The sequence below is a fragment of the Streptomyces sp. NBC_01210 genome (genome assembly GCF_036010325.1).
Taxonomy (GTDB): Bacteria; Actinomycetota; Actinomycetes; order Streptomycetales; family Streptomycetaceae; genus Streptomyces.
Map to the genome: position 1 here is coordinate 8,760,806 of NZ_CP108549.1, position 26,320 is coordinate 8,787,125.

Sequence of the window (26,320 nt, forward strand, 5' to 3'; positions counted from 1 at the left end):
GGGGTCTGATGCAGATCTTGGGGAGCGGCAGCCGGCCTGTCGCGAGCGAGCCCAGATCGTCGAGTCGATGCCCGGCATGGGACCGGTCCTCGGCGCGGGATGCGTCGCGATCGTCGGTGGCGCTGCCGGCTACCGGGACGCCCGACGGTTGGCCTTCCATGCCGGGTGCTGTTCCCGGTCCCTGGCGCCACGCTGGCGGCAGGCGCGCTGCTGTTCAGGGGCGGTGCTGCAACAGCGCGGCGGATGTTGCCGGACTCGATGCACGGGTGGCCTGCCCGCTGCTCGGATCGGTCCGGTGGTGGCCAGGGGGCGGCGTGGGGCAACCCTGCCTCGCAACCTCGAACTTGCTGACCTTGTGTGGTCGGAGCGGGCCAGAGTGGAGCTGACTCCGACGGGGTCGGTGCTCGGGGCAGATGGTCAGTGTGCGGGGTATGGAAGTTGGCCTTGGACGGCGCCGCTTCGGGTCCTGTGCCAGGAACGTGCCTCGGCGCGGGTGCGGAGTGTGGGAACGCGGTCTTGCCCTGGGCCCGGAGTGTGTGGTGTCGGGCCGGTGTTATGAGCAGGTGGTGCCGGGTGCCGGGACTATGCCGTCCAGCAGGTAGCGATCCACGGCCTTCTTCAGGCAACTGTTGCCGCTGTCGTAGCCGCCGTGGCCCTGGCCGGTAAGGGTGATTTCGACGCCCACGCCGTCGCCCAGCTCCTGTGCCATCTTATGTGCTCCCTCGTAGGGGGTGGCCGGGTCGCCGGTGTTGCCGATGACGAGGATCGGCGCCGAGCCCTTGGCGCTGACTTGTGGTTTGTCGGTCTTGCCGGTGACCGGCCAGCCAGTGCAGCTGGTGATGCTCCCGGCCATGGCCTCGCCGAAGACGGGCGAGGCTTTGCGGAACTGCGGCAGACTTGCCTGCACGTCGCCGTCGGTGTAGCGCTGCTTCTGGTCCGCGCAGCTGATGGCGATGTTCGCGTTGTCGGCGTTGGTGTAGTGGCCCTGTTCGTCGCGGCCGTTGTAGGCGTCGGCGAGCGCCAGCAGCCCGTTGCCCTGGCCGAGGACCAGCGCCTCGTCCAGCGCGGTCGTCAGCGTGGGCCAGTACGCCGTGGAGTAGAGCGCTGACATGATGCCGGTGAACGCCAGGTCCGAGGTGAGCTTGCGGCCGTCCTGGGTGGGTAGCGGCTGCTTGTCGATCTTCTTCAGCAATGCGGCGAGCTTCTGACTGCCCTCGTCCCCGCCCTTGCCGGTCGGACATGCGGGGCCCTTGGTGGCGGCGCAGTCCTTCATGTAGTTGTTCAGCGCGAGCTGGAAGCCCTTCGCTTGGCCGAGGGTTTCCTGCAGCGGGTCCTGGGTCGGGTCGACCACGGCGTCCAGGACTGAACGGCCCACGTTCTTGGGGAAGAGGTGGGCGTACACGCCGCCCAGCTCGGTGCCGTACGACATGCCGAAGTAGTACAGCTTCTTGTCGCCGAGGACCTCACGCATGAGGTCCATGTCACGCGCGGCGCTCACGGTGTCCACGTGCGAAAGGACCTTGCCGGAGTTCCGCTCGCAGCCCTGGATGTACTTCTTGCCGAACTCGGCCGCGTCCTTCAGCCTGGTGGCGTCGTTTGGCGAGCCGTCACCCGCGTAGTAGGCGTCGATCTCCTTGTCGCTGAGGCATGTCACGCCCGAGCTCTCGCCGACGCCGCGCGGGTCGAAGCTGACCAGGTCATAGCGCGAGTTCAGCGTCTGGAATTCATTGCCGAGGCTGGGGAGTATGGAGACGCCGGAGGCGCCGGGGCCGCCGAAGTTGAATAGCAGCGAGCCGATGCGCCGGTCCTGGTCCTTGGCCTTGGCGCGGATCAGTGCGACGTTGATCGTCTCGCCGTCCGGCTTGGCGTAGTCCAGCGGCGCCTTGAGGGTGGCACACTGCCATGCGCCGCCCGGGGCCTCGCTCGTGCCCTGTGCCGGGGTCGGTGCGGCGCACGTGTGCCAGCTGAGCTTCTGCGCGGTCAGCGAACTTGGCGGTTTCCTCGTGGCCGGGGCGGAATCCGACGGCGTTGAGGACGCGTTACCGGCACCCCCGGCGACGGCGGTGGCGATCACTGCGGCGGTGGCGCTCAGCGCGCCGGCCCGTAGGGCCTTGGAGTTTTTGGACATGAGGCAGTTCCGATCTTTCGCACCGGCGCGATGAGGGCGCGGGGCGCGGACTCCTCGGCCAAGGACGGTGTGGCGGGTAACGGGCGGTCCGGTGAGAGGGAGAATCCTCGCTGAGGCTTTCCGCCCTGCCATCTGGCCCCGGGCTCGTTCCGGTGAGGCCCGTACTTCGAGTAGGGCCCGAGCGGCACCGCCTCGTCACGCTCCGACAACTCGGGGCTTGACGCAGCCGCAGATGTCAGGCAAGAGCCCGGCGGAACTGCCGCGGGGCACCCGTTCGGGGCCCGGCGGCCGCAGCAGGGGTCACGCGAGCCGTGCCCGGCCACGTTCTCGCGGGCAAGATGGCCTGCCACGGGCAGATGGCCATGGGTCGGCGCCGACGTGACACCCCAATGGCTGGTGTGACACCTCAAAGACGGAGCGTGCTCGCCCCGTACTCGGCGGCCTCCCGGCTCCGACCCGCCCGGCGCCGTCGGCACAGCCAAGGGGTCATACGGCAGTCCCCCCATCCGGTCACCCGGCCCTTGACCACGCGAGGGCTGCGGTCCGGGAAACGATCGCTGGTCGGCTGGGAGCGCTCTTCAACGCCCGGCGACGGCGCAGGTCAACAGCACGCGTGAACTGCCCGTATGGGGGAGGAAGTGAGCAGAGTCGGACCGGACATGGGGCAGGGGGAAGTGCGGCGACTGCATCGCTGACAGGGTTGAGGGCAGGCACACCGGTCGGCTGTGGGGTCGACCGAGCCCGGTGCGGGGTAGTCGAATCCGCTCGGGCAGCCGCTGCCCTCCAGGATCGTTTCGACGACACCGTGATGTCTGAGCACGTCGCGGATTGCTTCGGAGGAGTGGGCCTGACGTCAGGGATCTGGCCCGGGCGGCTGTGGGGCCGTCCATGTCCGGTGCGGGGGATGTGGGTGGTCTCCGGCACTTGCCACGCAAGGGGGTGGAGTCGCTGACGTTGCCGGGGGGTGAGCTCGATCGCCGGCGGCAGCGGCAGCCTGCGGCTGTCGCCGTGGGATGGGCTGGTCAGCCTCGGCAGGGCGGGCCGAGGGCCTGCCGCGCAGCCGAACGCTGCGGATCCTTGTGACAGGCACGCCGGACAGTGAGAGGCGCCGACGCGAGTCGCATCTCTTCGTACGGGACTGTGCGCACCCGTCGGCCATGCGCCGGCGCCCGCCGGGTGGCCCATGCCTCCTAATCGCGACCGTCGCGATCTGTCAAGCCCCGACATTCAGCGGCATGACACGGTTTGCTTGCCCAGGCTTAATTGAGGCATGGGTTCACGCAGATCAGGTGGCCCAACCGCATCGTCGGGAACAGCCCTGGCGGCGCGTTTACGGGACATGTTTCCCGGTCGAAAGGCCCGTGAATTGCTAGGGCCGTTCGTTCAGTCCTTTCACCCTTTCCCACCGGAGGAGAAATTCCCATGGCTCGCATATCCTGCACACGTCGTCTCGTAATGCTTACTGCCTCGACCGCGCTGGCTTCAGGAGGTGCGCTGCTGTCTTCCACTAGTGCATTCGCCGCTGCCCCGGCGCACGTCGGCGCCGTCACCACGAAGGCCCCTGATCAGGGTGGTCGCGGCCACCACGAAAAGCGAGGCAACCACGATGGCGGGAAGGGAAACAAGCACGGTGGCGGTAAGGGAGGCCGACATGGGGGCGGCGGGAAGGTTGTCGTCATCATCAACAACACCAACACCAACACCAACACCAATACCAATACCACTGGCACTGGCACCGGCAATGGAAATGGGAACGGCAACGGCAACGGGAACGGCAATGGGAACGGGAACGGCAACGGGAACGGGAACGGGAACGGCAACACCACCACCAATACGAACACGAACACTAACACCAACACCAACACCAACGGGAAGTAGGGCCTGACAATCGCTGACAGTTTCGAGTGAGGTCGTGGTCTGGCCGGGTGGCAAAGTCAATGGACATGCCACCCGGCCAGATTGGCATGCCTGGGGGAAAGTGGCATGTGCGGGCTGTTTCGCGCGGTTCTGCACCGTGACGTGAGGTCGTCCACCCGAGTATTTGACATGAATTCACCTCGATGAGATCGAGGTTCTTCTCGTTCTCGGAGGGAATATGGCGGAGGAGGTGAAATTCTCATGCGCAGCACTATCCGGACGTGTCGTCCGGTCGTTAGGAGAGCTGGACTGGTCCCGGTGCGCGATCGACTCCGTCAGCGTCCGGGCGGCAAAAGGGGGCCACTGACGGACCGAATCCGACCGACCGCGGCAAGAGCGGATCGAAAATCCACCTGAGCACGGACCGGAACGGATTGCCCCTGTCGCTGGGCATCTCCGGTGCCAACATGCACGACAGCCTCGGCCTGAAGCCACTGGTGCGGGGGATCCCGCCCGTCCGCTCCCGACGCGGCGCGCGTCGTCGGCGCCCGGCCAAGCTCCATGCGGACAAGGGCTACGATTATTACCACCTGCGCAGATGGCTCCGTAAGAGGGGCATCCGCGACCGCATTGCCCGTAGGGGCATCGAGCCCTCCACACGACTGGGCCGCCACCGCTGGGTCGTCGAGAGGACGGTCTCCTGGCTGGCTGGATGCCGGCGCCTGCATCGCCGCTACGAACGCAAGGCCGAGCACTTCCTCGCCTTCGTCGGTATAGCCGCAGCGCTCATCAACTACCGCCGACTCACTTCGTAGACAACAGCGACTAGGATCTACCGGGACATCGCGTGTCGATCACCGGCTGGGTGAGGCATGGAGGTGTCGGGAGGTGCCTTCGGAGGCATTCCTTGTCAGTTGAGTTGAACCACACGATCGTCCACGCCCGAGACAACCGGGAGTCCGCCCAGTTCTTCGCGGACCTGCTGGGCCTTGAGATCACCGCGGAGTGGGGCCCGTTCATCGCGGTCGGCCTGAGCAACGGCGTCACGCTGGACTTCGCCACGATCCCCGCGGACCACATCGCCATGCAGCACTACGCCTTCCTGGTCTCCGAGGAGGAGTTCGACGCGGCGTACGCGCGGATCAGCGAGCGCGGCATCGAGCACTACGCCGACCCGCACCGGCAGCAGCCCGGCGCGATCAACCACAACGATGGCGGCCGCGGGGTGTACTTCATGGACCCGGCGGGCCATGCCATGGAGCTGATCACCGTGCCGTACGGCGGCTGGACCTCGTAAGCACATGCGCCGAGCGCCGCACCCCAGCCCGGGGTGCGGCCCTCCATCGCTGTTTATGCCCGATGTGCTCGCGGCCGGCGCCCTGCGATTACCTGAGCCGCCGCCAGGCGGGAGCTTGCCCTCCGTGGTTGGCACCGAACGCTGGCAGAGGACCCATAAGCCATCACCGGCACCAAAGGTAACGGTGTCTAAGCACCACACACCCAAGCCCTCCTCTGCCTCGCCCGACGCCGGGCCGATGCGCTCTTCGCGATGCTCCGCGACGGCACCAACCACCAACCACCAACCACCAACCCCGATTTGCCCCTTGACCAAGTCACAAGGGCACCCACCCCCGCGTTTCAGCCGAACCCACGGACACAACAAGCTGATGCACACGGAGCGTGCCTCGAGTTCCGCCGAACTCATCGGCGATTTGCTGGACGGCGGCAGTCGCAAGGAGTCGTCACTTCCCGCGCCAACTGCGCTTGGCGGGGGAGCGGGCTGGGCCGTTTGGCCGCCGGTGCGGGCTGGGCGCGGACGGCTTGGGGACCGTCCATCGTTCTTTGCGGCATGAGTCTTTGCGGCATGATGGTGTGCTCGAATTCGGCGTCTGCACCCGGAATCTGAAAGAACATGCGTCCGACCGCGGTGGAGGTGTCGATGTCCTGGCCGCGCACGATGAGGTCCACGTCGGCCCGCCTGGAGGTTCTTGAACAGCTCGATAAGCGTCTCCAGGGAGCGGCCGGGGCGGTAGAGCTTGGTGACGGCGATCTGGTCGCCTTCGCCGGAGACGAGGACGGCCCTTGTCGGGTCCGGGGCGGCGGGCGAGATTTCGGACGCCTTTGCGGACGCGGAAGCGATACGCCGATGACCCACGGGTACGCGCTCGCGGCAGGGGTGTAATGCGAACGATCGTTTCCCTGAGCCTGATCGCCGAGCATGCCTCCGGCAGTGTCAACTCACTCCCAAAAGCCAGGCTCTTCCCGGACGAGCCGGTGGCTACGTGGACGATCCGGCTCGAACGCTTGGTGTGACCGCTGCGCGCGGCCAGGATGCGGATGAACGCGATGGCGCGGGACGCAGGGCCCCTCTTCGTTCCGGCCTGTGCGCTGCCCGACGGTCATGTGCCTCCGCCTCCCGGCCGTGCCTCGGCTATCGTGCCCATCTCCGTATGTCAAGTCCCGAAATTCAGGGGCGTGACGCGATTTGCTCGCCGGGTCCTAATTGAGGCATGGGTTCACGCAAATCAGGTGGCCCACCCGCATCGTCCGGCAAAGCCCTGGCGGTGTGATGTGCGGGACATGCGTCCCGCCGGCGAAAGGCCCGTGAATCGACAGGGGCCATTCGATAACCCCTCACTACTTCTCACCGGAGGAGAATCCCCATGACTCACATGACTCACACCAATAGGACCCGGCGTCTTCTGATGCTTGCCGCCTCGACCACCCTGGTAGCAGGAGGCGTGCTGTTGCCCTCCACAGCATTCGCCGCCCCGGCGAAGCCACACGTGGCCGTAGCCGGTCACGGCCATCTCGTCCACCAAGGCAATGGCAATGGGAACGGCAATGGCAATGGCAACGGGAACGGCAACGGCAATGGAAACGGCAATGGGAACGGCAACGGCAATGGAAACGGCAATGGGAACGGCAACGGCAATGGAAACGGCAACGGCAACGGGAATGGAAACGGGAACGGGAACGGCAACGGCAACGGCAATGGGAACGGCAACGGCAATGGAAACGGCAATGGCAACGGCAATGGAAACGGCAACGGCAATGGAAACGGCAACGGGAACGGCAACGGCAACGGGAACGGTAATGGCAATGGCAATGGAAACGGCAACGGCAACGGGAACGGTAATGGCAATGGCAATGGAAACGGCAACGGCAACGGGAACGGCAACGGCAACTAGGGCCTGACAGTCGCGGACCGCGTCTCTGGCTGGGCGGCAAGTTAACAGACTTGCCGCCCAGCCAGACTGAAGAATGTCTGCGAGTAAGTGGCACGGGCTGTCTCGCGCGGCCCTGCACGGAGAAGTGAAGTGTTCCGTCGGCAGGGTGGCATGCTGCTTGGCCTGTACTGCTTGCCGGCCGCGTCGTCTGGCAGGAATAACGCTCCGGCTGGCGTACGGGACTGCGCCCCGCGGAACGTGTTCAGCTCCCGGAGAGGGACTGCTCGGCCCAGATGGTCTTGCCGATGGGGAGATGCCGGGTGCCCCAGCGCTGGGCGAGCTGGGCGACCAGCAGCAAGCCCCGCCCTCCTTCGTCGAAGGTCCGGGCACGCCGCAGATGCGGGGCGGTATTGCTCGAGTCGAAGACCTCGCAGATCAGGGTGCTGTCCTCGTGGATCAGCCGTAGCTGGATGGGCGGCCGGCCGTAACGGATGGCATTGGTGACCAGTTCGCTGACCATCAGTTCGGTGATGAAGACGGCGTCGTCCAGTCCCCAGGCAGCCAGTTGGTCAGTGGCGTTCTTGCGGGCCTGGGCGACGATGGCGGGGTCGGAGGCCAGGTCCCAGGCGGCGACCCGGTCGGCGTGGAGGACCCGGGTGCGGGCGATGAGCAGGGCGATGTCGTCATCGGGGCGATGGGTCAGCATGGCCGTCAGGACCCTGTCGCAGACCGTGTCCAGCGTCGGGGCGGGGTGAGCGAGGGCTGCGAACATCTTGTCCAGGGCTTCGTCGATGTCGTGGTGGCGGGGTTCGAGCAGGCCGTCGGTGTAAAGGGCGATGAGGCTGCCCTCGGGCAGTTCGGTCTCCATGGTCTCGAAGGGCAGGCCGCCCAGGCCCAGCGGCGGGCCGGCCGGGACGTCGAGGAAGTAGACGGCGCCGTCCGGGGTGACCACGGCGGGCGGGGGGTGGCCGGCCCGGGCGAGGGTGCATCGGCGGGAGACCGGGTCGTAGACCGCGTACAGGCAGGTGGTGCCGATGCCTCCGGCGGTTTCGGCGGCGCCTTCCGTGCCGCCCTCGTCGGCGGACAGGTGGATGACGAGGTCGTCGAGGTGGGTGAGCAGCTCGTCGGGCGGCAGCTCGACGTCGGCCAGGGTGCGCACCGCGGTGCGCAGCCGGCCCATGGTGGCGGAGGCGCGGATGCCGTGGCCGACCACATCGCCCACGACGAGGGCCACCCGCGCGCCGGACAACGGGATCACGTCGAACCAGTCGCCGCCCACGCCGGCCTGGGTACCGGCGGGCAGGTAGCGGGAGGCGATCTCGAGTGCCGCCTGGTCGGGCAGCGTATGCGGGAGCAGGCTGCGCTGCAGGGTCATGGTGGTGGTGCGCTCGCGGGTGTACCGGCGGGCGTTGTGGATGCTGACCGCCGCTCTGGCTGTGAGCTCCTCGGCCAGCACCAGGTCGTCCGCTTCGAAGGGCTCCCGGCGCTGGTGACGACTGAAGAAGGCCACGCCGAGCGTGATGCCGCGGGTACGCATTGGCACCACCATTACCGAGCGTGTGCCCACCTCGCGGATCCAGGCGGCTCCGGGGTCCTGGGCCGCCCACCGGGCGATGGCGGGGTCGGTCACCTCGTACAGGGCGCTACGGCCTTGGGCCAAGCACTCGGCCACCGGTGAGAGCGCCGGGTAGGTGGCCGTCTCGCCCACCGCGGCCAGGGACTCCGGGCTCCCTTCGAGGGCCGACCGCACGGCGGTGCGGCACATGGCGATGGGCCCTGCCGGAGGGGCGGAGGGTGGCTGGTCGCCGTGCTGGGGCAGGTCGAGCAGGTCGACGGCTGCGAAGTCCGCGAGCCGGGGGACGGCGACGTCGGCCAGTTCCTGCGCGGTGCGTGCGATGTCCAGGGTCGTGCCGATGCGGGCGCCGGCGTCGTTCAGCAGGAGCATCTGCTGCCGGGCGACGTACTCCCCGGACCTGAAGTGCGCCGCCAGGCACACGGCGCGCACCCGGCCGTCCGGGTCCTTCAGCGGGGCGAGGGAGGTCGACCAGCCGCGATCCGGGCTGACACCCGTGGGGCGGATGTAGGCCTCCACGTACTGCGGCTCGCCGGTCTCCAGCGCCAGGCGCATCTTGTTCTCGGCCTCGTCGCTCACGGGATGCGGCGCGATTTCCGGCAGGTGCAGCCCGAGCATCTCGGCCTCCGTGAGGGAAAGCGCGCGCTCCATGCCGGTGTTCGCCCGTACCAGCCGCAGGTCCGCATCGAAGATCGCCAGGATGTCGGGGGACTGGGTGAACGTCCATTCCCTCAGCGCTTCGCTCCCCGGCGTGCGGGGCTTGCCCACCACGCCGGACACCACGAGCCAGCCGGTGACCGGGCCGTCCGTCGTCCGGCGATGCGCGAGCAGTCCCAGCTCCAGCCGGTGGCCGTCCCGGTGCCGCAGCGCCACGGTGCCGCTCCACCTCTCCCGCCGGGCCGCATCCCGCCGGGCAGTCTCGCCGACGTCATCGGCGAGCAGCCGGGTGGCGGTCTGCCCCACGACCTCCGAGGGCACGTAGCCGAGCAGACGCTGGGCACCCTCGCTCCACCCCGTCACGATGCCCTGCTCATTGACGGTGGCCGTGGCCGTGTATGCCGACTCGGGGGAGGCGTCCGACTCGTCCGGCCGCTCACCAGGAGGGGTGGGAAGTCGCTCCATCGCCGCTCATCTCGCCCTTCGGGAACCTGCACGGCCGGGGCCCTCCTGACAAGCATGATCCTGAGGGGCACGGAGCACCAATCCAGCGCTGTCGCGAGGGCCGTGCCCCAGGCCCCCGGCCGTCGGTAATGCCAGAGGAGGCGACCGGCGGTTCAAATGCCGGCCCCGCCCGCCCCCGCCGTCGGAGGCGGAAAAGGGGTCTTCGGAAAGTGATCGTGCATGGCACGCCTGTGGGCGTGCCCTGTGACAGGCCTGTGACAGTCGGCGGACACCGTCATGAAGTTGCCCGGACATGCTTTTTGAAAGCGGACAAATAGCCGTATTCAGGCATATGTCCCCTGCTTCCGAGGGTGTGAGCAGTGATGACCGAGCCGATCCGTCGGAGGAAATCCCATGAGCCTCACACTCGCCACGCCGTCCATCGAAGCCCCCGCACCTACGCTGGCCCCGCGTGAGCGGGAGACGCTGCGACATATCGCCGCAGGGCGCACCTACCTGCAAACGGCCCGCCACATGGGGCTCTCCAAGCACACGGTCGACGCCTATCTCCGCCGTATCCGGGCCAAGCTCAACATCAACAGCACGGCGGAACTCACCCGACTGGCCATCTCCCTGGGACTGTGACGCCCGGCTGCCTGAGCAGGAATCCGCCAAGAAGGCGACCCGGCGCCCGTGCTCGTCCCCGGCACACGCCGCGCTGCACGACCGCTGCTTACTGGGCCTGCCACCACAGCGCAGAGATGCACCGCCACCGCGACGGTGGGGTTCTCCGGCGGCGTGACATCGGCCGGATCCGTCATCGCTACATACAGCATGAGGGGCAGCTTCCAGGCGCTCCACGCGAACAGTGAGCCCGACCCCACCCACCCGAACGCCAGTAGGAGCCAGCGCGGCAACCGGGCAGGACGTGCCGCGGTGACCATCCAGATGGCGGCGGCTCCGGCGAGTCCCCAGAACCCCCAAACAGCTGCCAACACGTACCCGTCGGTGTTCCGCTCGGCCGGGTGGGCAATTCCCAACGTGCCGCCGACCGCCCAGTAGATCCAGACCAGTCCGACCGCGGCACCGACGACAGCCGCCCACGGCGGCGCCGTACGCGGACCGTCACCGACGCGCCCGATGAACGCATCCGGCCAGCGGTGCCGCAGATACACCGGGACCGCAAGAGCCAACCCCAGCCCCATCCCCACGAAGCTGAACTGGACCAGCACCCCCTCCCAGACCGGCATGGCCGGATCGTCGCCGCCCCCGCCCTCCTGCGAGCCGCCGCCCCGGAGCGCACTGAACAGAACGAAAGGCAGCACCGAGACGAGGAACCCCGATCCCACCCAGGAACAGAACGCGACCAGCACCCCCGGTATCCGCATCCCCCACGGCCGCACCAAAGCGAGCGCCAGAGCGATCCCGATCACTGCCATACCAACCGTGACGGTGTTGAGCACCACCCACTCCGCCAAGCCGAACCCATCACCGATCGGCAGCACGCCCATCAGCGCGCCGACCACCCACGAGACTTTGATCAGCAAGTACGGCGACAACGCCAGAGCCGCCCCATACGCCGCGCTCCGCCCGACCCGATCCCAGCGCTCCACCCGAACTCCCCTTCCATCAGCAGGAATCCCAGCCTCCGGCTCTACCCGCCCGGTCACATCCCCCGCCGGACGCATCCATCTCCCCCACCCGGGGGAGGCAACGGGTGGCACAGGCCAGTGAGGACCGGGACAGGACACCCACGTCCCGTGCGAGGGACAACCGGCACATCGTCAGCTGGGCCTGTGCCGCTGGGTCTTTGCGATGCGTGAGGGCTTCACCGTGTCCGGGGGGCAGCTGCCCGGGATGCGGTGGTCAGCGACTGGGAGCCGAAGACGTCCTCGCCGTGCAGACCCTGCACTCAGTTGGTCCGGTAGATGGTCTCCAGGTACCGCTCACTGAGACGGGGGTGTGAAGCGGGCGATGGTGTGGTGCCACCGCGCCCGATCGCCGTCCTGGCAAGATAGCGGCATGGAACGTGTGCTTGGAATCGGTGGATACTTCATGCGAGCCGCCGACCCGGCGGCCCTGAGCGAGTGGTATCGCGATTGCCTGGGCCTGGACGCCGATGAGTTGGGCCTGTGGCGTCAGGGAGCCGGGCTGACGGTGTTCGCGACGTTCGAGTCCGAGACCGACTACTTCGGGTCGCGCGCCCAGCAGACCATGCTCAACTTCCGGGTCCGCGACCTGGATGCGATGCTCGCCCAATTGCGCGCCAAGGGAGCGGACGTGGCAAAAGAGACGCAGGACATGGAGGGTGTCGGTCGATTCGGCTGGGTCACCGATCCTGAGGGCAATCGGGTCGAGCTGTGGCAGCCCGCCTGACCGCGTCTTCACGCAGGCGGTGACGTGCTGGTGGCCCACTAGGTTGTCGAGGTGTGAACCTCGGTCAGGGCCGGCGCGGCCATGTCCCATTACGCCTTCAGCGGGCTGTCACGGGGACACCTTGGCGAGCTTGTCACCGAACTCGCGCCGCGGTGGGAGGCACGATGCGAGTCCGGGCGCCGCCAGCGGCGCCGCGGCGACCGGCGGCGCCAGGCCGGCGCCGGGCCAAAATGCGAGTTGGTGTTCACCGACCGACTGCTGGTCACCCTGGTCCACTTGCGCACCGGTTTGACCCACGAGGCCCTCGGCGTGATCCTCAGGTCGGGTCCTCCACGATCGGCCGGGTATCGGCGAGATCAGGCCGCTGCTGGCCGAACGCGGGTTCGCCGTCCCGCAACGACCAGGCCTGCGCCTGCGTACCCTGGGCTACGTGTTCGCCTACGCCGAGGCCGAAAACGTCACACTGCGCATCGACGGCACCCAAACCCAGGTCCGTCGGCCAAAGGCCGGACGCCCCGGACGGGCCGCCTTCGTCTCCGGCAAGCGCAAGCAGAACACGATCAAGACCACCACCATCAGCGACGGCCAAGGTCGCACCCTGTGGTGCGGGGCGGTGCGGCCGGGCCGGACGCACTACCGGACTGCGATGCGCACCGAGGGCATCGCTGAACAGCTCCGGCTCTGCCCACGCGTGAAAGCCGAGGTCGAAACGCCCGGCCCCAATTGCGGGGGAAGGTCGTACGCTCCCCTCCGCACTGCTCGCCCGCCTGTGACCGGCTTGTTACTGGAAGTGTGGCTTCCGTCACGGCCTGGCGTGGTCTAGTCCTGATCGACTTGGCGAATGCGTAGCGACTCCCTCACCCTTCCCATCGTCGTCGCCGGCGTCCTGCTGCTCACGGCTTGCGGATCGCAGAAGGGAGATTCGCAGAGCGCCGACTTGACGCAGACGCAGGGGTCTGACACGCCGGATCTTCCCGGCAAGTCCTCCTGCGGGGCTCAGGCCTCCGACACGCCGGGCGCGCCCGGCACTTCGGCCCTGCCTGGAGACCCTTCCGGTCTGGAGAAGGACGGAGTAAAGATCATCGGCTCGAGCGGCGGCGCCCGTGCCTGCGCCGAGTTCAAGGTGACCAACCATGAGACCGAACCCTTCACCTACACGATCGCCTTCGAGTTCCTGTCGGATTCCGGAGAGGCGCTGACAAGTACGAAGCAGACAGTGCCGTCCGTCAAGCCCGGTCAGACCGTGAAGCGCACCGTCGCCATGGGCGGACTTCCCTCGGACCCACGCGGCAAGGTACGCGTGCAGATCGCCGAGGTGAGGAGCGTCCCCGCCGACGAAGCACCCTCCCAAGGGGGCCCCTGCCCGCCCTCGGGAGTGCGCGTGTACGCCGATGATGGCGATGCCGCCATGGGACTCCGCGTCGTGAGCCTCCACCTGGAGAACTGCGGCACCCGAACCACCCGGCTCAACGGCTACCCGCAGCTCCAGCTCCTCGACGAGGGCCACAAGCCCGTCAACAGCGTGAAGATCCTCCATGGCGGCAGCGCTGTCGCCACCGGCACCGGAGCCGACGGCGTGCCCCAGCCGCTGGTCTTGAAGCCCGGCGAGCGCGCCTACGCCGGTCTGGTCTGGCGCAACACCGTAGAAGCCGGTGTCGGCAATCCCGTGAACGCCCCCTACGTGAGGGTGTGGGAGAAGCCCGGTGCCGCCCCGGTGATGGTGATCCCGGAGCTCGACCTGGGCACGACGGGGAAGCTCGGTGTCGGTCCCTGGAAGAAGGACGAGACGAATGGGCCGGTCACCGGCGGCGTGTCCGGCACGCAGTCGCCTGAACATCCATCCCTGTCCGCCGTCCCCGCACAACCGTGAAGGGCCCGCGACTGCCCGCGACTACCTGCTCACGATGATGCTCGTGACCGCCGGGATCAAGGGGCGCGTAGTGTCGGCGCGCGCGGCGCGGTTCACCGCAAGACCATGGCGGTCGCGGTGAGTTCGGAGGCGAGGTGCACGGTGCCGAAGCCGCGTGGGACCGCGGCGTCAGCGCGGGCGGCAGGGACTCTGCGGGCGCGCCTATGGAACTGACTGCGTCCACGAGCAGGCTTGCTCAACCGCCGAGCCAGCACTGCTCCTTGGCCTCCTGAAGGCGGTCGATGAGGTTGGCGTGGATCTCCTGAAGGGGAGGCATCTGGGCTGGGTCCACGACAAGTAGGGGGCACAGATCGTCGCCCGCACCAGCGACGTCAAGGAGCCCTGAGACAAGGCCGATGGCCCCTCTGAAGAGGGCTCCCTGGGCACTTCGGCCTTGCGGCCTTCGCACCCAGCTTCGCCATGGGCTGCCACGGGTGCGCGGTCTGCTCAGGGGCCGCCGACCTTGACGGGGAGCTTCTGGCCGACGGCGGTCTTGGGGCCAGTGAAACCCGCGCTCTGGATCAGCACGAAGGTTCACAGCCAAGACCGCCGTCTCCGCCTGCCGAACTCCCGGCTGAGTGACACCGTTCGGGACGCTTTTCGAGGTCAGACCGTACAGAACAAGCCCACGCGCTCATACCGAGAGTCGCTCAACACCAGCCGCTGCAGGCATTGGCGAAACGCTTGAACGCGGCCTGGGTCCCCGGTCCCGGGTCCCCGTCGATCGCGCCGGTGTAGCCCCAGCTGTCCTTCAGCAGGCGTTGCAGCGCCTTGACCGTGCCGCTTCCGACGATTCCGTCGATCGCGCCGGTGTAGCCCCAGTACGCCCTGAGGTTGCGCTGGAACGCCTTCCAGCTATTGGTGCCAAGCTGCCCGTCAAGCGCGCCGGTGTATCCCCAGTTCGCCTTCAGCCAGCACTGGACGTTCTTGGCCTGCGCGGTACTCAGGCCGAGGTTGACCACCGCGAGCGGGACGACAGCCTCGGAGCTCGCCGCCGGCATCGAGGTCGGCGCGGACGCCGCGAAGCTGGCGCCCGCACTCGCCAGGCTCCCCGCGGCAATCCCGACGACGGCAGTGACACTGACGACTGTCCTCGTTAAGACTTTCGGTCGCATTCGTAGTTCCCCCTTCGGGTCCAGGGCGGCACCTGGCGCGGCTGGCGCGCTCATCATCGGTCGAGTCGGTGTCACCCTCTCTTGGTGTGCGCAGAAGCGATCATGGTCGTGGTAGACCTGCCCGCGTCAGCGCGGTACGGACAGAAGCTATCGCTCGGCGAATTGGCTGTCGTCGCCCTCTGCGCTGACGTTCACTCATCCAGGAGTTGACATGCGTCTCCATAAGCTGCAGTAGCGGCAACGGATGTACAGCTCAGTCCGCAGCGAGAACTGGCCGATAAAGGCTGCCCGCCAGCTGATCACCGCTACCCATACCCAGCTCCGCCTCGCCCGCGCCCTCGCCGAAGACCTCCGCCGCCCCTGGGAGCGGCCACGGTCACCGCACCGGCTCACACCCGCCCGGGTGCGGCGCGGCACGGTTGCCGCAAGGGGGTCAGGCTGCCTGGGATGCCGTGGTCAGCGTCGGGGAGCCGAGGACGTCCTCGCCGTACAGGTCCTGCACCCAGTTGCTCTGGTAGATGGTCTCCAGATACCGCTCACCCAGATCCGGGGCGATGGCCACCGAGGTCAGCTCCCGTCCCTCCTGCCGGGCCAGCCAGTCCATCGCGCCGCTGACCACTGTGCCGGTGGAACCCCCGAACAGAAACCCACGCCTGGCCAGCTGGTGACAGGTCTGGATGGTGTCGGCCTCCGTCACGCACACCACATCGTCGACATAGGTCTCGTCCAGCAGCGGCGGGCGCCTGCTCGTGCCCAGGCCGGGAATCATCCGTCGGCCCGGGGCGCCCCCGAAGGTCACCGAGCCCACGCTGTCGACGGCCACGATGCGCACCGGCCGGTGCCACTCGCGGAAGTAGCGCGCGCAGCCCATCAGGGTCCCGGTGGTGCCGGCTCCGACGAACAGCACGTCCAGGTCCGGGAACTGCCGGGCGATGGCCGGGGCGGTCGTGCGGTAGTGGGCCATGCCGTTGCTGGGGTTGGTGTACTGGTTGAGCCACACATAGCGGTCGTCGGAGGCGCACAGAGCGCGGACGTGGTCGATGCGCGCGCCGAGGAAGCCGACGGCCGGGTCGGCCTCGGTGATGACGTGGACCTGGCTGCCCAGGGCCTCCATCATCAACCTGGTCGCCAGGTTGCAGCGGGAGTCGGTCACACACAGGAACCGGTAGCCCTTGCTGGCTGCGATCATGCTCAGGGCCACACCCAGGTTGCCCGAGGACGACTCGACCAGGACCGAGTCCGGGGTCAGCAGGCCGTCGCGTTCGGCGGCCTCGACCATCTCGGTGGCGGCCTTGAGCTTGATCGAGCCGGCGAAATTGAAGCCCTCGCACTTGAGGAACAGCGGGTGCCCGAAAATCCCCTCAAGGTCGACGTAGAGCTCGTCCTCGTTGAAGTCCTGCGGAACGGATATGACGGGCATGATCGCCTCCTAACTGTGGCGGAGCGCCGCATGCCGCTCATCCGTCTCGGCGCGGCTCAGGGAAGAATTCGCCGGCGAGATGTCATCCGCCGGAACACCTCCAGTACGCCTGAATCGGAGCGGTCCTGTCATGCCACCGAAATTCGGGACTTGACACGCACACCCGCTCGTGAACAGGCGGCTTTGGTCGTGCTTGGGTCGGGGGTGAACGATCGCCGGCGCCGGGTCATCTGCGCTTCCGGTTGGCCGTGGCTACAGCTGTGTCCGGCCTGCCGTGGCCTTCCTGCCGGTGTACTCCGGCCCGGCAGATGCCCGGGCCAGAGGGGCGGTCAGCGTTATCGCTGGGCGATTGTCGCGCGGATGAGACGGCTGCCCCTGTACGCGGTCGTAAGCCAGGCGACGCACCGGAACGCAAGGAAACACAAGGCGAAGGCCGCCGGCAGCGGCCGGCTACCAAGGCCGGTTTGCTGCGTCAAGCCCCGAAATCCAGGGGCAGGACAGGAACTCCCCGGCCGGGCCTACTGGAGAGGCGGGACTCAAGAATCCGTCCGCACTGACCGACGCTGATCGAAACGCACTCAAGGAGCTCACGTGCCAGGGAAATCCATCGAGGTCCTGACGGCCGATCCGGCTGAAATCTCGACCATCCACAACGCCGCGTACACCGGGCCGACGACCGGCACCGAGAGCGTCCTGGCCGAGGTGCTGGCAGGCATCGTGCACGTCGAGCAGGTGCACCTCGACAGCCACTTCTTCCATGACCTGGGCGCCGACTCCCTGGTGATGGCCCAGTTCTGCGCCCGGGTCAGAAAGCGGGCGGACCTGCCCTCGATGTCGATGAAGGACATCTATCGAAACCCCACAATCCGAACGCTGGCCGCCGCGCTCACCGACGCCGCGCCCGCCCCCGTCCCGCCGCCGACCCCGTCGCCGGCCGAGGTACCGACTGAGGTGCCGGCACCGGCCGGCACGCTGCGCTATGTCCTCTGCGGCACGTTGCAGCTCCTGATCTTCCTCGGATACTCCTACCTCACCGCCCTTGTCGCCGTCCGAGGCTACGAGTGGATCTCCGCCGGCTCCGGTCTGCTCGACGCCTATCTGCGGTCGGTCCTGTTCGCCGGCGCGAGCTTCCTGGGCCTGTGCACCCTTCCAGTCCTGGCGAAGTGGGTGCTCATCGGCCGCTGGAATGCCGGGGAGTTCCCCGTGTGGAGCCTGGGCTACCTGCGCTTCTGGGTCGTCAAGACCCTGATCCGCACCAGCCCCCTGCGTCTGTTCGCCGGTTCACCGCTCTACGTGCTGTACCTGAGGGCACTGGGCGCGCGGATCGGCAAAAGCGTCACCATCCTCTCCCGCGCGATTCCGGTATGCACCGACCTGCTCACCATCGGTGACGGCACGGTCGTCCGCAAGGACGTGCTCTTCTCCTGCTACCGCGCCCACGCCGGCCTGATCCAGACCGGCACGGTCACCCTCGGCAAGGACGTGCTTGTCAGCGAGCACACGGTGCTCGACATCGAGACCTCGATGGGCGACGGGGCCCAGCTGGGCCACGCCTCTTCCCTGCACGCCGGGCAGGCCGTGCCGGACGGCGAGCGCCGGCACGGGTCCCCGGCGCAGCGGACCGAGGTGGACTACCGGGCAGTCGACCCCGCCGACTGCGACACCTTCAAAAGGGCCGTCTACAGCGTTCTGCAGCTGCTGAACACACTGGTTGTGTACCTGCCGCTGGCGATGGGCGGCGTGAGCGTACTGCGCGCCGAAGTCCCACAGTTCCATGCGCTGCTGAACCCGGAGCCTGCGGCTTTCACGAGCTGGACGTTCTACCTCGACGCCCTGACCGCCTCCTTCGTGCTCTTCTTCGGCGCTGCGCTCGCCGGCCTCCTCGTCGTGGGCACGGTGCCGCGCGTGCTCAACCTCGCCATCAAGGCGGACAAGGCCTATCCGCTGTACGGCTTCCACTACGGAATCCAGCGGGCGATCGCCCTCATGACCAACAGGAAGTTCTTCGCCACGCTCTTCGGGGACAGCTCCAGCATCGTCCACTATCTGCGCTACCTCGGATACGACCTGTCCCGCGTCGAGCAGACCGGGTCGAACTTCGGCACGGAAGTGAAGCACGAGAGTCCGTATCTGAGCTCCGTCGGCAGCGGAACCATGGTCGCCGACGGGCTGTCCATCATGAACGCCGACTTCTCGAGCACGTCCTTCCGCGTGTCCCGGGTGTCGATCGGGCCCCGCAACTTCCTCGGGAACCGGGTCGCCTATCCCTCGCAGGGCAAGACCGGCGACAACTGCCTGCTCGCGACGAAGGTCATGGTCCCGATCGACGGACCGGTGCGGGAGGGCGTCGGCCTGCTGGGCTCGCCCAGCTTCGAGATCCCGCGCACGGTCGAGCGTGACAACAAGTTCAACCACCTGGAGAGCGGCGACGAGCTGCACCGCCGCCTCGCCGCCAAGAACAAGCACAATGCCGTCACCGCGGGGCTGTACCTGCTGGCGCGGTGGGTCCATCTCTTCGTGATCACCCTCATCGCCATGGGCGCCGCGGACCTCTACCCCTCGCTCGGTGCGTCGGTGATCGCGCTGGCCGGTGTCCTTACCCTCCTGTTCACCGTCGTCTACTTCGCACTGATCGAACGGGCCGCCACGGGATTCAAGGCCTTGAAACCGCTGTACTGCTCGATCTACGAGCCCTCCTTCTGGCGGCATGAACGCTTCTGGAAGATGGCTTCGGTCGATTACGTCGAGGTCTTCAACGGCACCCCCTTCAAGAACGTGATCTGGCGGCTGCTGGGGGTCCGGCTCGGCAAGCGGGTCTTTGACGACGGCTGCTTCTTCCCAGAGCGGACGCTCGTCACCATCGGCGACGACAGCACGCTGAATGCGGGGACCGTGATCCAGTGCCACTCGCAGGAGGACGGTGCCTTCAAGTCCGGCCACAGCACGCTCGGTGCCCACTGCACCCTCGGGGTCGGCGCCTTCGTCCACTACGGCGTGACGATCGGCGACGGCGCGGTGCTCGCCCCCGACTCCTTCCTCATGAAAGGCGAGGAAATCCCCCGGCACACCGGGTGGGGCGGAAACCCGGCCCGGGAAATGCGCGACAACAAGGCTGATCTGCCGGCCCGCCAAGACAGCAACGACACATACGCCGCCACGGCAGGCGGCAACTGACACCGCGGCAACAGCAACAAGCGGAGGAAAGATCCAATGGGAACGCAACCGATTCGCATGGAGGCCGGCCGGGAGTTCTGGCGCGGCGTACTGACAGTCGGCGGTTTCACCCCCGCCCCACGCTGGACCCTCAACCCCGTGAACGGCGTGGGGGAGTATAAGACGACAGTCCCCGACGACATCATGACGGCGTCGCACCGACTGGCGAACGAGCTGGCACTGCCGCTCGGTTCGGTACTGCTGGCGGCGCATGCCAAGGTGCTCTCGGCGCTGTCCGGCGAGCAGGAGATCACCACCGGCTACGTCGTCGCCGCCGAGGCCAGCCAACCGCTGCCGTGTCGGTTGACCACCGCACCTGACTCGTGGCGGGCGCTGCTGCTGAACACCCATCAAGTCGCCTCGGAACTGCTGGCGCACAAGGATTTCCCGGTCGGTGATCTGTGGCGCGAGCTGGAGCTGGGCGAACGGTCGCTCGAGACCGCGTTCGATCCGACCGGTGACGGCGGCGATCTCGCCGAAGGCACCGCGCTGGAGGTGGGATTCCCCCGCCGCGGCGACCAACTCGCGCTGCGGCTGCGCTACCGCACCGACGTCCTGGACGCGGACTGCGCCGCCAGGATCGCCGGCTACCACCTCACCGCACTCGCCCTGATCGCCGCCGACCCCGATGCCGGCCACGGGCGGCAGAGCCTGCTGTCCGACGAGGAACTCCGCTTCCAGCTCGAGGGGCTGGCCGGACCGCGCCGGGAGTTGCCGGACCGCCGGGTGCACGAGCTGTTCGAGGAGCGGGTGCGGGCGCATCCGGACGCCGTCGCAGCCGTGCACGGCGAGAGGCAGTGGACCTACCGGGAACTCAACACCCGGGCGAACCGGCTGGCACACGCCCTGCAGGCCCGCGGCCTTGCCCGCGAAGGCGTCGTCGCGGTGGTGACCGAGCGCAACCTCAACTGGCTGGCCGCCGTCCTCGCGGTCTTCAAGGCCGGCGGCGCATACCTGCCCATCGAGCCGCACTTCCCGGCCGGGCGCATCGCGACCACACTGGCCCGCGCCGAATGCGGCCTCGTGCTGACCGAACCCGGCAGCACCACCACCCTCGACCAGGCCCTGACCACGCTGCCCGCCATGCAGACGCTCTTCGTCGACACGGCCTACGAAGAAGACCATGCCGACGATGATCCCGGTATCGCCGTAGCCGCGGACCAGCTCGCCTACATCTACTTCACCTCCGGCTCCACGGGCGAGCCGAAGGGGGCGATGTGTGAGCACGCGGGCATGCTCAATCATCTGTTCGCCAAGATCGACGATCTGGGGATCGGCGAGGGGCAGGTGGTGGCCCAGACCGCGCCGCAGTGCTTCGACATCTCGCTGTGGCAGCTGGTTTCCGCGCTCCTGGTCGGCGGGCGGACCCTGCTGGTCGAGCAGGAAGTCATCCTGGATGCCCAACAGTTCCTCGACACGATCGTCGACGGCCGGGTCGGCGTGCTCCAAGTGGTGCCGTCCTACCTTGAAGTCGTCCTGTCCAGTCTGGAGCAACGCCCCCGCGAACTGCCGGACCTGCGGTGCGTCTCGGTGACCGGTGAGGCGCTGAAGAAGGAGCTCGCCGAGCGCTGGTTCACCGCCCAGCCCGGGATCGGGCTGGTCAACGCCTACGGGCTGACGGAGACCTCGGACGACACCAACCACGAGGTGATGGACCGGGTGCCGGACCGGATCCTGCTCGGCCGTCCGGTCAACAACGTGCACGTGTACGTCGTCGACGAACACCTCACACCCGTACCGCTCGGCGCCCCCGGCGAGATTGTCTTCTCCGGAGTCTGTGTCGGCCGCGGGTATGTCAACGACCCTGAGCGGACCCGGCTGGCCTTCATGGCGGATCCGCACCGAAAGGGCCAGCGGCTCTACCGGGGCGGTGACTTCGGCCGCTGGCACCCGTCGGGGAAGCTGGAGTTCCTCGGCCGCCGCGATGCCCAGGTCAAGATCCGCGGCTTCCGGATCGAGATCGGCGAGATCGAGAACACCCTGCTGCGCCTCCCCAGTGTCCGCGACGGCGCGGTGGTGGTCGCCGAGCGGGCCGACCAGAGCAAGCAGCTGGCGGCCTTCTACTGCAGCCCTGAGCCCCTCGAGCCCGGCATCCTGCAGGACCGCTTGGCCGTCTCACTGCCCGCGTACATGGTCCCGTCGGCCTTCCACTGGCGGGACAGTCTGCCGCTGACCGCCAACAGCAAGATCGACAAGAAGAAGCTGTGCGCGCTCGCCCTGGAACTCGGCACCGGCGAGGACGATCACGAGCCGCCGGCCACGCCGACCGAACAGCGGCTGGCGGCCGTCTGGGCGACGGTGCTCGGCATCGCGCAGGACCGGATCGGACGGCGGGACCACTTCTTCGACCGGGGCGGCACCTCACTGTCGGCGGTGAAGCTTGCGATTGCCCTGGACCGCGCCGTGTCCCCCAAGGATGTCACCAGCCACCCGGTCCTCGCCGACCTCGCCCAACTGGTCGACGACAGACCCCAGCGACACGCAACCGAACTACTGGCCTCCTCCTGAACCACATCGAAAGGAAAGCACCGTGCCGTACTCGACCCCGGCGTGCCTGCTCAACGTGGACCTGCATCCCGGCAAACCCGCGATCCTGCACACCGACGCCCCCGACGACGCGCCGGGCTGGGCGGCCGAACATCGCCACAACCTGCGCTCCCTCGTCACCGAACACGGCGTGCTCCTCATCCGCGGCCTGCAGCTCCGCGACGCGGACCAGGCCGGCGCCGTCCTCCGCCGCCTGGCCTCCGCCCTGATGACCGACAAGGAAGCTTTCGCCCCCCGCCAGACCTACACCCCGGGCGTGTACTCCTCCTCGACCTGGCCGCCGAACCAGCCGATGTGCATGCACCACGAACTCAGCTACACCCTTCATCCCCCCGGTCTCATGCTGTTTGCCTGCCTGACCGCACCCACCACCGGCGGAGCCACCGCCATCGCCGACGCCCCCACCGTGCTCGAGGCACTGCCGCCCGAACTGGTCCACCGGTTCGAACAGGAAGGCTGGCTGCTCACCCGCACCTACAACGACGAGATCGGCGCCCCCTGCGCCGAGGCCTTCGGCACCGACGACCGGACCGCCATCGAGGACTACTGCCGCGCAGGCGCCATCGAATTCGCCTGGCAACCCGACGGCAGTCTGCGCACCCGCCAGCGCCGCCCCGCAGTGACGGCCCACCCGGTCACCGGCCGCCGCTGCTGGTTCAACCAGATCGCCTTCCTCAACGAATGGATACCTCATCGACGTCTACGGCGCCGAGGGACTGCCGTTCAACACCCGCTTCGGAGGCGGCGACCCCATCGGCCCGGACATCATCGAGCTCCTCAACGACACCTACACGGCTCACACCACCCGCGAGCCGTGGCAGGCCGGCGACCTCATGCTCGTCGACAATGTGCGCACCGCGCACAGCAGGGAGGCCTTCCAAGGACCACGCGAGGTACTCGTCGCGATGGCCGAGCCGCTGCGCCTGGCCGAGTGCCCGCCGACGACCGAGGTAAGCGCCGGATGACTACCGTCCGTTCCACCGCAAGGGAGCCCGCCATGTCCCAGCCGCACACCGTGCCACCGTTCGCAGTGATCTCCGGCGCCCAGGTCCAGCACGCCCTGCAGGACCGGGAAAAGCAGATCGTGGACCTCGTCGAGGCCACCTACCAGCTGCACGCCGCCGGAGAGTCGGTCAACCCACCCTCCTACTTCCTGCGCTTCCCCGACCGCCCCTCCTCCCGGATCATCGCGCTGCCCGCCTCGATCGGCGGGCAAGTGCGGGTGGACGGCCTCAAATGGATCTCCAGCTTCCCCGACAACGTCCAGGCTGGCATTCCCAGGGCCTCCGCAGTCCTGATCCTCAATGACCACGACACCGGCTACCCCTTCGCCTGCCTGGAAAGCTCCATCATCAGCGCCACCCGCACCGCCGCATCGGCCGCCCTCGCCGCCGACCACCTCACCCGAAACCGACAACGGCCCACCCGCATCGGCTTCTTCGGCACAGGCCTGATCGCCCGCTACATCCACACCTTCCTGACCGGCACCGGCTGGACCTTCGACGAGACCGGCGTCCACGACCTGTCACCCGACAGCGCCGCCGGCTTCCGCGACTACCTCCAACAGACCGGCACGGCCGGACAGATCACCGTGCACGACAGCCCCGAGGAACTGATCCGCTCCAGCGACCTCGTCGTCTTCGCCACCATCGCCGGCGAGCCGCACATCAGCGACCCGGCCTGGTTCGACCACAACCCCCTGGTTCTGCACGTGTCCCTGCGCGACCTCGCACCCGAGATCATCCTCGCCTCAACCAACATCGTCGACGACGTCGAACACTGCCTCAAAGCCAACACCTCTCCGCATCTGGCCGAACAGCTCACCGGCAACCGCGACTTCCTCCAAGGCACACTTGACGACGTCATGACCGGACGAGTGACACCCCCCATGGACCGGCCACTGGTGTTCTCACCCTTCGGCCTCGGAGTACTCGACCTCGCCGTCGGCAAATACGTCTACGACGAGACGGCCCGCTCCGGGCAGCTCCACGTCATCGAGGACTTCTTCCACGACCTGCGCCGGCACGGATAACCGGCCCACAGCACCCTGCCGCGGAGGAAGAGGCCAATGGGCCTGCCGTATCCGCTGCCGAAGACCAGGAGCAGAGCGCTCGGCCGCCGGGACAGGCATCGACGGATGTCTGTGCGGAGCCCTGCCCGGGACGGACTGAGGCCGGGATGCACCGCAGTCGGCATCCCATGGGGGCGTGGCAACGCGTACGCCTGGGTCGAGTCGGTCCGTTCCCGACGGAGGATCGCCGCGCCGTTCGGTGACATCGGCCTGCCGACCATCGACCCGGCCGACATTGCCGAGGTCGCCGCCGCAGCCCTGAGCGAGGACGGTCACGCCGGGCAGGTTTACGAGTTGACCGGGCCCGCCCTCAGCACGCCCCGGCACTCGCCGAAGCCATCGGCGACGCGCTCGGCGAGCCGATCCGATTCATCGAGCAGACCCGGGACGAGGCCCGCGCGCAGATGCTGAAGTTCATGCCCGAGCCCGTGGTCGAGACCACCCTCGACATCCTTGGCGAGCCCAACCCCGCCGAGCAGCGGATCAGCCCCGACGTCGAGCAGGTCCTCGGCCGCCCACCCGGACCTTCGCCGAGTGGGCGGCACGGAACATCGGGGCCTTCAGGTGACCCACCCCGCTTGTCGGCGTTGAGTGCGCTATCGCCGCTGGGGTCCGCCTTGTTGCAGGCCCGAGCTGTGCGTGGCCCACCGTTGAGCTCATCGTACGGGCTGAGGTGCAGCGTGACAGGCATAGAGCCTGGCCAGTTGCTCTGTCGTCAGCGCGCGTCCCAGCTTGGGCTGGCTGCCTCGTACGCGCACTCGCGACTGATGGTGTGCGAGCCGTTGACTCGTTCGTAACCCGTGCGCTTCAGCTGCCAGGTGTCGCCCCACGGTGTGGTCTTGCACCAGTAGCTCAGTCGGGCGTAACCGGTGCCGCTGCACCTCGCCCATACCGCGGTGTGGCCGACCCCGACACTGCACGTTACGGCCCTGGCGCCTGACGCCCCGCTCTCCACAGCGTGGGCGCTTGCAGCCGCTCCCAGCAAGCCGACACCCGCGAGTACTCCGGATGCCGCTATGAGGCTGATCTTCCCCCGCAGCGTGCCGCGGTCAGTCTGGTGGAACCGCATGAACTCTCCTCACTTCAGATCCGATTCAGCTGGACTGCGTCCGGCCCCGCAGTTCAGCAGGGTTCATCGGTTGACCGGTCAGCGACGAGCCTTCTGCTGTTGCCGGAGCAGGGCAACGACAAACGGCTGTCCCGGACAGCCGCACGTTGTCCGGGCTGGTCAAAGCCATTTCCATATCTTGTCCCGGTCAGATCCGAGCACCGTCACCGTCTGTTCAGGGACCCCCACGCCCCTTGCTGGCTCCACCACCGGATTCGGCGAATATGGCTCCACCGGCCAATTGAACGGCGAGGTCGAACGCTCCCACCGGATCGATGCCGAAGAGTTCTACCGGCTTCTCGACGGGGTCATCATTGACGATGCGCGCGTCGATCAGCGTCAGCGGCACAACTCGGCTTGGGGCACGGGCGCTTCGCTGCTCGGCCCCGCGCCGCTGTGGATCCTGCCGCATCTGCGCCGGATCGTACCGGCCCGGAGCGCAGGTGCGCCGGCACGACGGCGACCACCGTTACGGGGCGCTGCCGCCCAACGCGCTGGACGCGGCCGGCCGTACCGACACCCCGTCCTGCTGCTCGCGGGTAGCGACAACGGGCTGTGGCTGGACTCCCAGAAGCTCTGCCACGAGGTACTCGCCCAGCGGCAGTCGCAATTGGACGTGGCGTACACGGAGATTCCCGGCTACGGTCACCCCGACACGTCCCTCGGCCGGGGCGCCGCCCTCGACGTGTTCGGGCACATCTTCGACTTCCTCGGCAAGCGGCGGTGACGGAC

General features: G+C 67.9%; 16 protein-coding genes and 5 pseudogenes. 14 read left to right on the forward strand and 7 right to left on the reverse strand.

Going from position 1 to position 26,320, the window contains the following annotated elements:
* Positions 1-43: 43 nt before the first annotated feature.
* Positions 44-166: pseudogene (locus OG735_RS39530) on the forward strand (transposase); the annotation flags it as partial.
* A 387-nt stretch (positions 167-553) separates the two neighbouring features.
* Here OG735_RS39530 and OG735_RS39535 read toward each other — a convergent pair.
* Positions 554-2,128 (reverse strand): alpha/beta hydrolase, encoded by a 1,575-nt coding sequence (locus tag OG735_RS39535; RefSeq protein ID WP_327327960.1) that lies wholly within the window; start codon positions 2,126-2,128, stop codon positions 554-556.
* A 1,482-nt stretch (positions 2,129-3,610) separates the two neighbouring features.
* Positions 3,611-4,066 (reverse strand): hypothetical protein, encoded by a 456-nt coding sequence (locus OG735_RS39540; protein ID WP_327327961.1) that lies wholly within the window; start codon positions 4,064-4,066, stop codon positions 3,611-3,613.
* 223 nt (positions 4,067-4,289) lie between these two features.
* On the opposite strand from OG735_RS39540, the pseudogene OG735_RS39545 reads away from it, so the two are divergent.
* The 3 genes and pseudogenes from OG735_RS39545 to OG735_RS39555 all read left to right on the forward strand — a co-directional run.
* Positions 4,290-4,800 (forward strand): annotated as a pseudogene (locus OG735_RS39545) (IS5 family transposase); the annotation flags it as partial.
* A 92-nt stretch (positions 4,801-4,892) separates the two neighbouring features.
* Positions 4,893-5,282 carry a VOC family protein gene (locus OG735_RS39550; protein WP_093646213.1) on the forward strand — a complete coding sequence of 130 codons (390 nt, stop codon included), beginning with the start codon at positions 4,893-4,895 and terminating at the stop codon, positions 5,280-5,282.
* A 1,366-nt stretch (positions 5,283-6,648) separates the two neighbouring features.
* The gene (locus OG735_RS39555) at positions 6,649-7,176 is read left to right on the forward strand and encodes a hypothetical protein (RefSeq protein ID WP_327327962.1); all 528 of its coding nucleotides are present in this window, start codon (positions 6,649-6,651) and stop codon (positions 7,174-7,176) included.
* Positions 7,177-7,417: 241 nt separating this feature from the next.
* Here the strand turns inward: OG735_RS39555 and OG735_RS39560 are convergent, their stop codons facing one another.
* On the reverse strand, positions 7,418-9,850 hold the full coding sequence (locus OG735_RS39560) for a SpoIIE family protein phosphatase (RefSeq protein WP_327327963.1): 2,433 nt from the start codon (positions 9,848-9,850) through the stop codon (positions 7,418-7,420).
* A 393-nt stretch (positions 9,851-10,243) separates the two neighbouring features.
* On the opposite strand from OG735_RS39560, the gene OG735_RS39565 reads away from it, so the two are divergent.
* Positions 10,244-10,474 (forward strand): response regulator transcription factor, encoded by a 231-nt coding sequence (locus tag OG735_RS39565; protein WP_327327964.1) that lies wholly within the window; start codon positions 10,244-10,246, stop codon positions 10,472-10,474.
* On the opposite strand, the gene OG735_RS39570 is transcribed toward OG735_RS39565, so the two are convergent.
* Positions 10,393-11,442: a hypothetical protein gene (locus OG735_RS39570; RefSeq protein WP_327327965.1), complete on the reverse strand. Its 1,050-nt coding sequence runs from the start codon at positions 11,440-11,442 to the stop codon at positions 10,393-10,395. The genes OG735_RS39565 and OG735_RS39570 overlap by 82 nt on opposite strands.
* 409 nt (positions 11,443-11,851) lie before the next feature.
* On the opposite strand from OG735_RS39570, the gene OG735_RS39575 reads away from it, so the two are divergent.
* The 3 genes from OG735_RS39575 (at position 11,852) to OG735_RS39585 (ending at position 14,075) form a co-directional block, all read left to right on the forward strand.
* A complete protein-coding gene (locus OG735_RS39575; RefSeq protein WP_327327966.1) occupies positions 11,852-12,205 on the forward strand; it encodes a VOC family protein in 354 nt (117 codons plus the stop codon).
* 430 nt (positions 12,206-12,635) lie between these two features.
* Positions 12,636-13,028, forward strand: a complete 393-nt coding sequence (locus tag OG735_RS39580; RefSeq protein ID WP_327327967.1) for a transposase family protein — start codon at positions 12,636-12,638, stop codon at positions 13,026-13,028.
* A gap of 18 nt (positions 13,029-13,046) precedes the next feature.
* Positions 13,047-14,075, forward strand: a complete 1,029-nt coding sequence (locus OG735_RS39585; protein ID WP_327327969.1) for a DUF4232 domain-containing protein — start codon at positions 13,047-13,049, stop codon at positions 14,073-14,075.
* A gap of 689 nt (positions 14,076-14,764) precedes the next feature.
* On the opposite strand, the gene OG735_RS39590 is transcribed toward OG735_RS39585, so the two are convergent.
* Complete coding sequence (locus OG735_RS39590; protein ID WP_327327970.1) at positions 14,765-15,229, reverse strand: peptidoglycan-binding domain-containing protein; 465 nt, start codon at positions 15,227-15,229, stop codon at positions 14,765-14,767.
* A 433-nt stretch (positions 15,230-15,662) separates the two neighbouring features.
* Positions 15,663-16,649: a 2,3-diaminopropionate biosynthesis protein SbnA gene (gene sbnA, locus OG735_RS39595; RefSeq protein ID WP_327327971.1), complete on the reverse strand. Its 987-nt coding sequence runs from the start codon at positions 16,647-16,649 to the stop codon at positions 15,663-15,665.
* Between the two features lie 591 nt (positions 16,650-17,240).
* On the opposite strand from sbnA, the gene OG735_RS39600 reads away from it, so the two are divergent.
* From OG735_RS39600 to OG735_RS39620, 5 genes and pseudogenes are all read left to right on the forward strand, one after another.
* Positions 17,241-19,823: a Pls/PosA family non-ribosomal peptide synthetase gene (locus tag OG735_RS39600; RefSeq protein ID WP_327327972.1), complete on the forward strand. Its 2,583-nt coding sequence runs from the start codon at positions 17,241-17,243 to the stop codon at positions 19,821-19,823.
* A 36-nt stretch (positions 19,824-19,859) separates the two neighbouring features.
* A complete protein-coding gene (locus OG735_RS39605) occupies positions 19,860-22,370 on the forward strand; it encodes a non-ribosomal peptide synthetase (RefSeq protein ID WP_327327973.1) in 2,511 nt (836 codons plus the stop codon).
* A gap of 22 nt (positions 22,371-22,392) precedes the next feature.
* Positions 22,393-23,374, forward strand: a pseudogene (locus OG735_RS39610) (TauD/TfdA family dioxygenase).
* A complete protein-coding gene (gene sbnB, locus OG735_RS39615; RefSeq protein ID WP_327327974.1) occupies positions 23,371-24,441 on the forward strand; it encodes a 2,3-diaminopropionate biosynthesis protein SbnB in 1,071 nt (356 codons plus the stop codon). Before OG735_RS39610 ends, sbnB begins: the two are co-directional and overlap by 4 nt.
* Positions 24,442-24,621: 180 nt before the next feature.
* Positions 24,622-25,048 (forward strand): annotated as a pseudogene (locus OG735_RS39620) (NmrA family transcriptional regulator); the annotation flags it as partial.
* A gap of 147 nt (positions 25,049-25,195) precedes the next feature.
* On the opposite strand, the gene OG735_RS39625 reads toward OG735_RS39620, so the two are convergent.
* Positions 25,196-25,549 (reverse strand): hypothetical protein, encoded by a 354-nt coding sequence (locus tag OG735_RS39625; RefSeq protein ID WP_327327975.1) that lies wholly within the window; start codon positions 25,547-25,549, stop codon positions 25,196-25,198.
* Between the two features lie 271 nt (positions 25,550-25,820).
* Between OG735_RS39625 and OG735_RS42200 the strand changes: the two are divergent.
* Positions 25,821-25,919, forward strand: a pseudogene (locus OG735_RS42200) (IS481 family transposase); the annotation flags it as partial.
* Between the last annotated feature and the right edge of the window lie 401 nt (positions 25,920-26,320).

Bases quoted from the DNA above. Each gene is read 5' to 3' on its own strand.
- OG735_RS39535 (WP_327327960.1), bottom strand. From the start codon at position 2,128: ATGTCCAAAAACTCCAAGGCCCTACGGGCCGGCGCGCTGAGCGCCACC.
- OG735_RS39555 (WP_327327962.1), top strand. From the start codon at position 6,649: ATGACTCACATGACTCACACCAATAGGACCCGGCGTCTTCTGATGCTT.
- OG735_RS39560 (WP_327327963.1), bottom strand. From the start codon at position 9,850: ATGGAGCGACTTCCCACCCCTCCTGGTGAGCGGCCGGACGAGTCGGAC.
- OG735_RS39565 (WP_327327964.1), top strand. From the start codon at position 10,244: ATGAGCCTCACACTCGCCACGCCGTCCATCGAAGCCCCCGCACCTACG.
- OG735_RS39575 (WP_327327966.1), top strand. From the start codon at position 11,852: ATGGAACGTGTGCTTGGAATCGGTGGATACTTCATGCGAGCCGCCGAC.
- OG735_RS39585 (WP_327327969.1), top strand. From the start codon at position 13,047: ATGCGTAGCGACTCCCTCACCCTTCCCATCGTCGTCGCCGGCGTCCTG.
- OG735_RS39590 (WP_327327970.1), bottom strand. From the start codon at position 15,229: ATGCGACCGAAAGTCTTAACGAGGACAGTCGTCAGTGTCACTGCCGTC.
- sbnA (WP_327327971.1), bottom strand. From the start codon at position 16,649: ATGCCCGTCATATCCGTTCCGCAGGACTTCAACGAGGACGAGCTCTAC.
- OG735_RS39605 (WP_327327973.1), top strand. From the start codon at position 19,860: ATGGGAACGCAACCGATTCGCATGGAGGCCGGCCGGGAGTTCTGGCGC.
- sbnB (WP_327327974.1), top strand. From the start codon at position 23,371: ATGACTACCGTCCGTTCCACCGCAAGGGAGCCCGCCATGTCCCAGCCG.
- OG735_RS39625 (WP_327327975.1), bottom strand. From the start codon at position 25,549: ATGCGGTTCCACCAGACTGACCGCGGCACGCTGCGGGGGAAGATCAGC.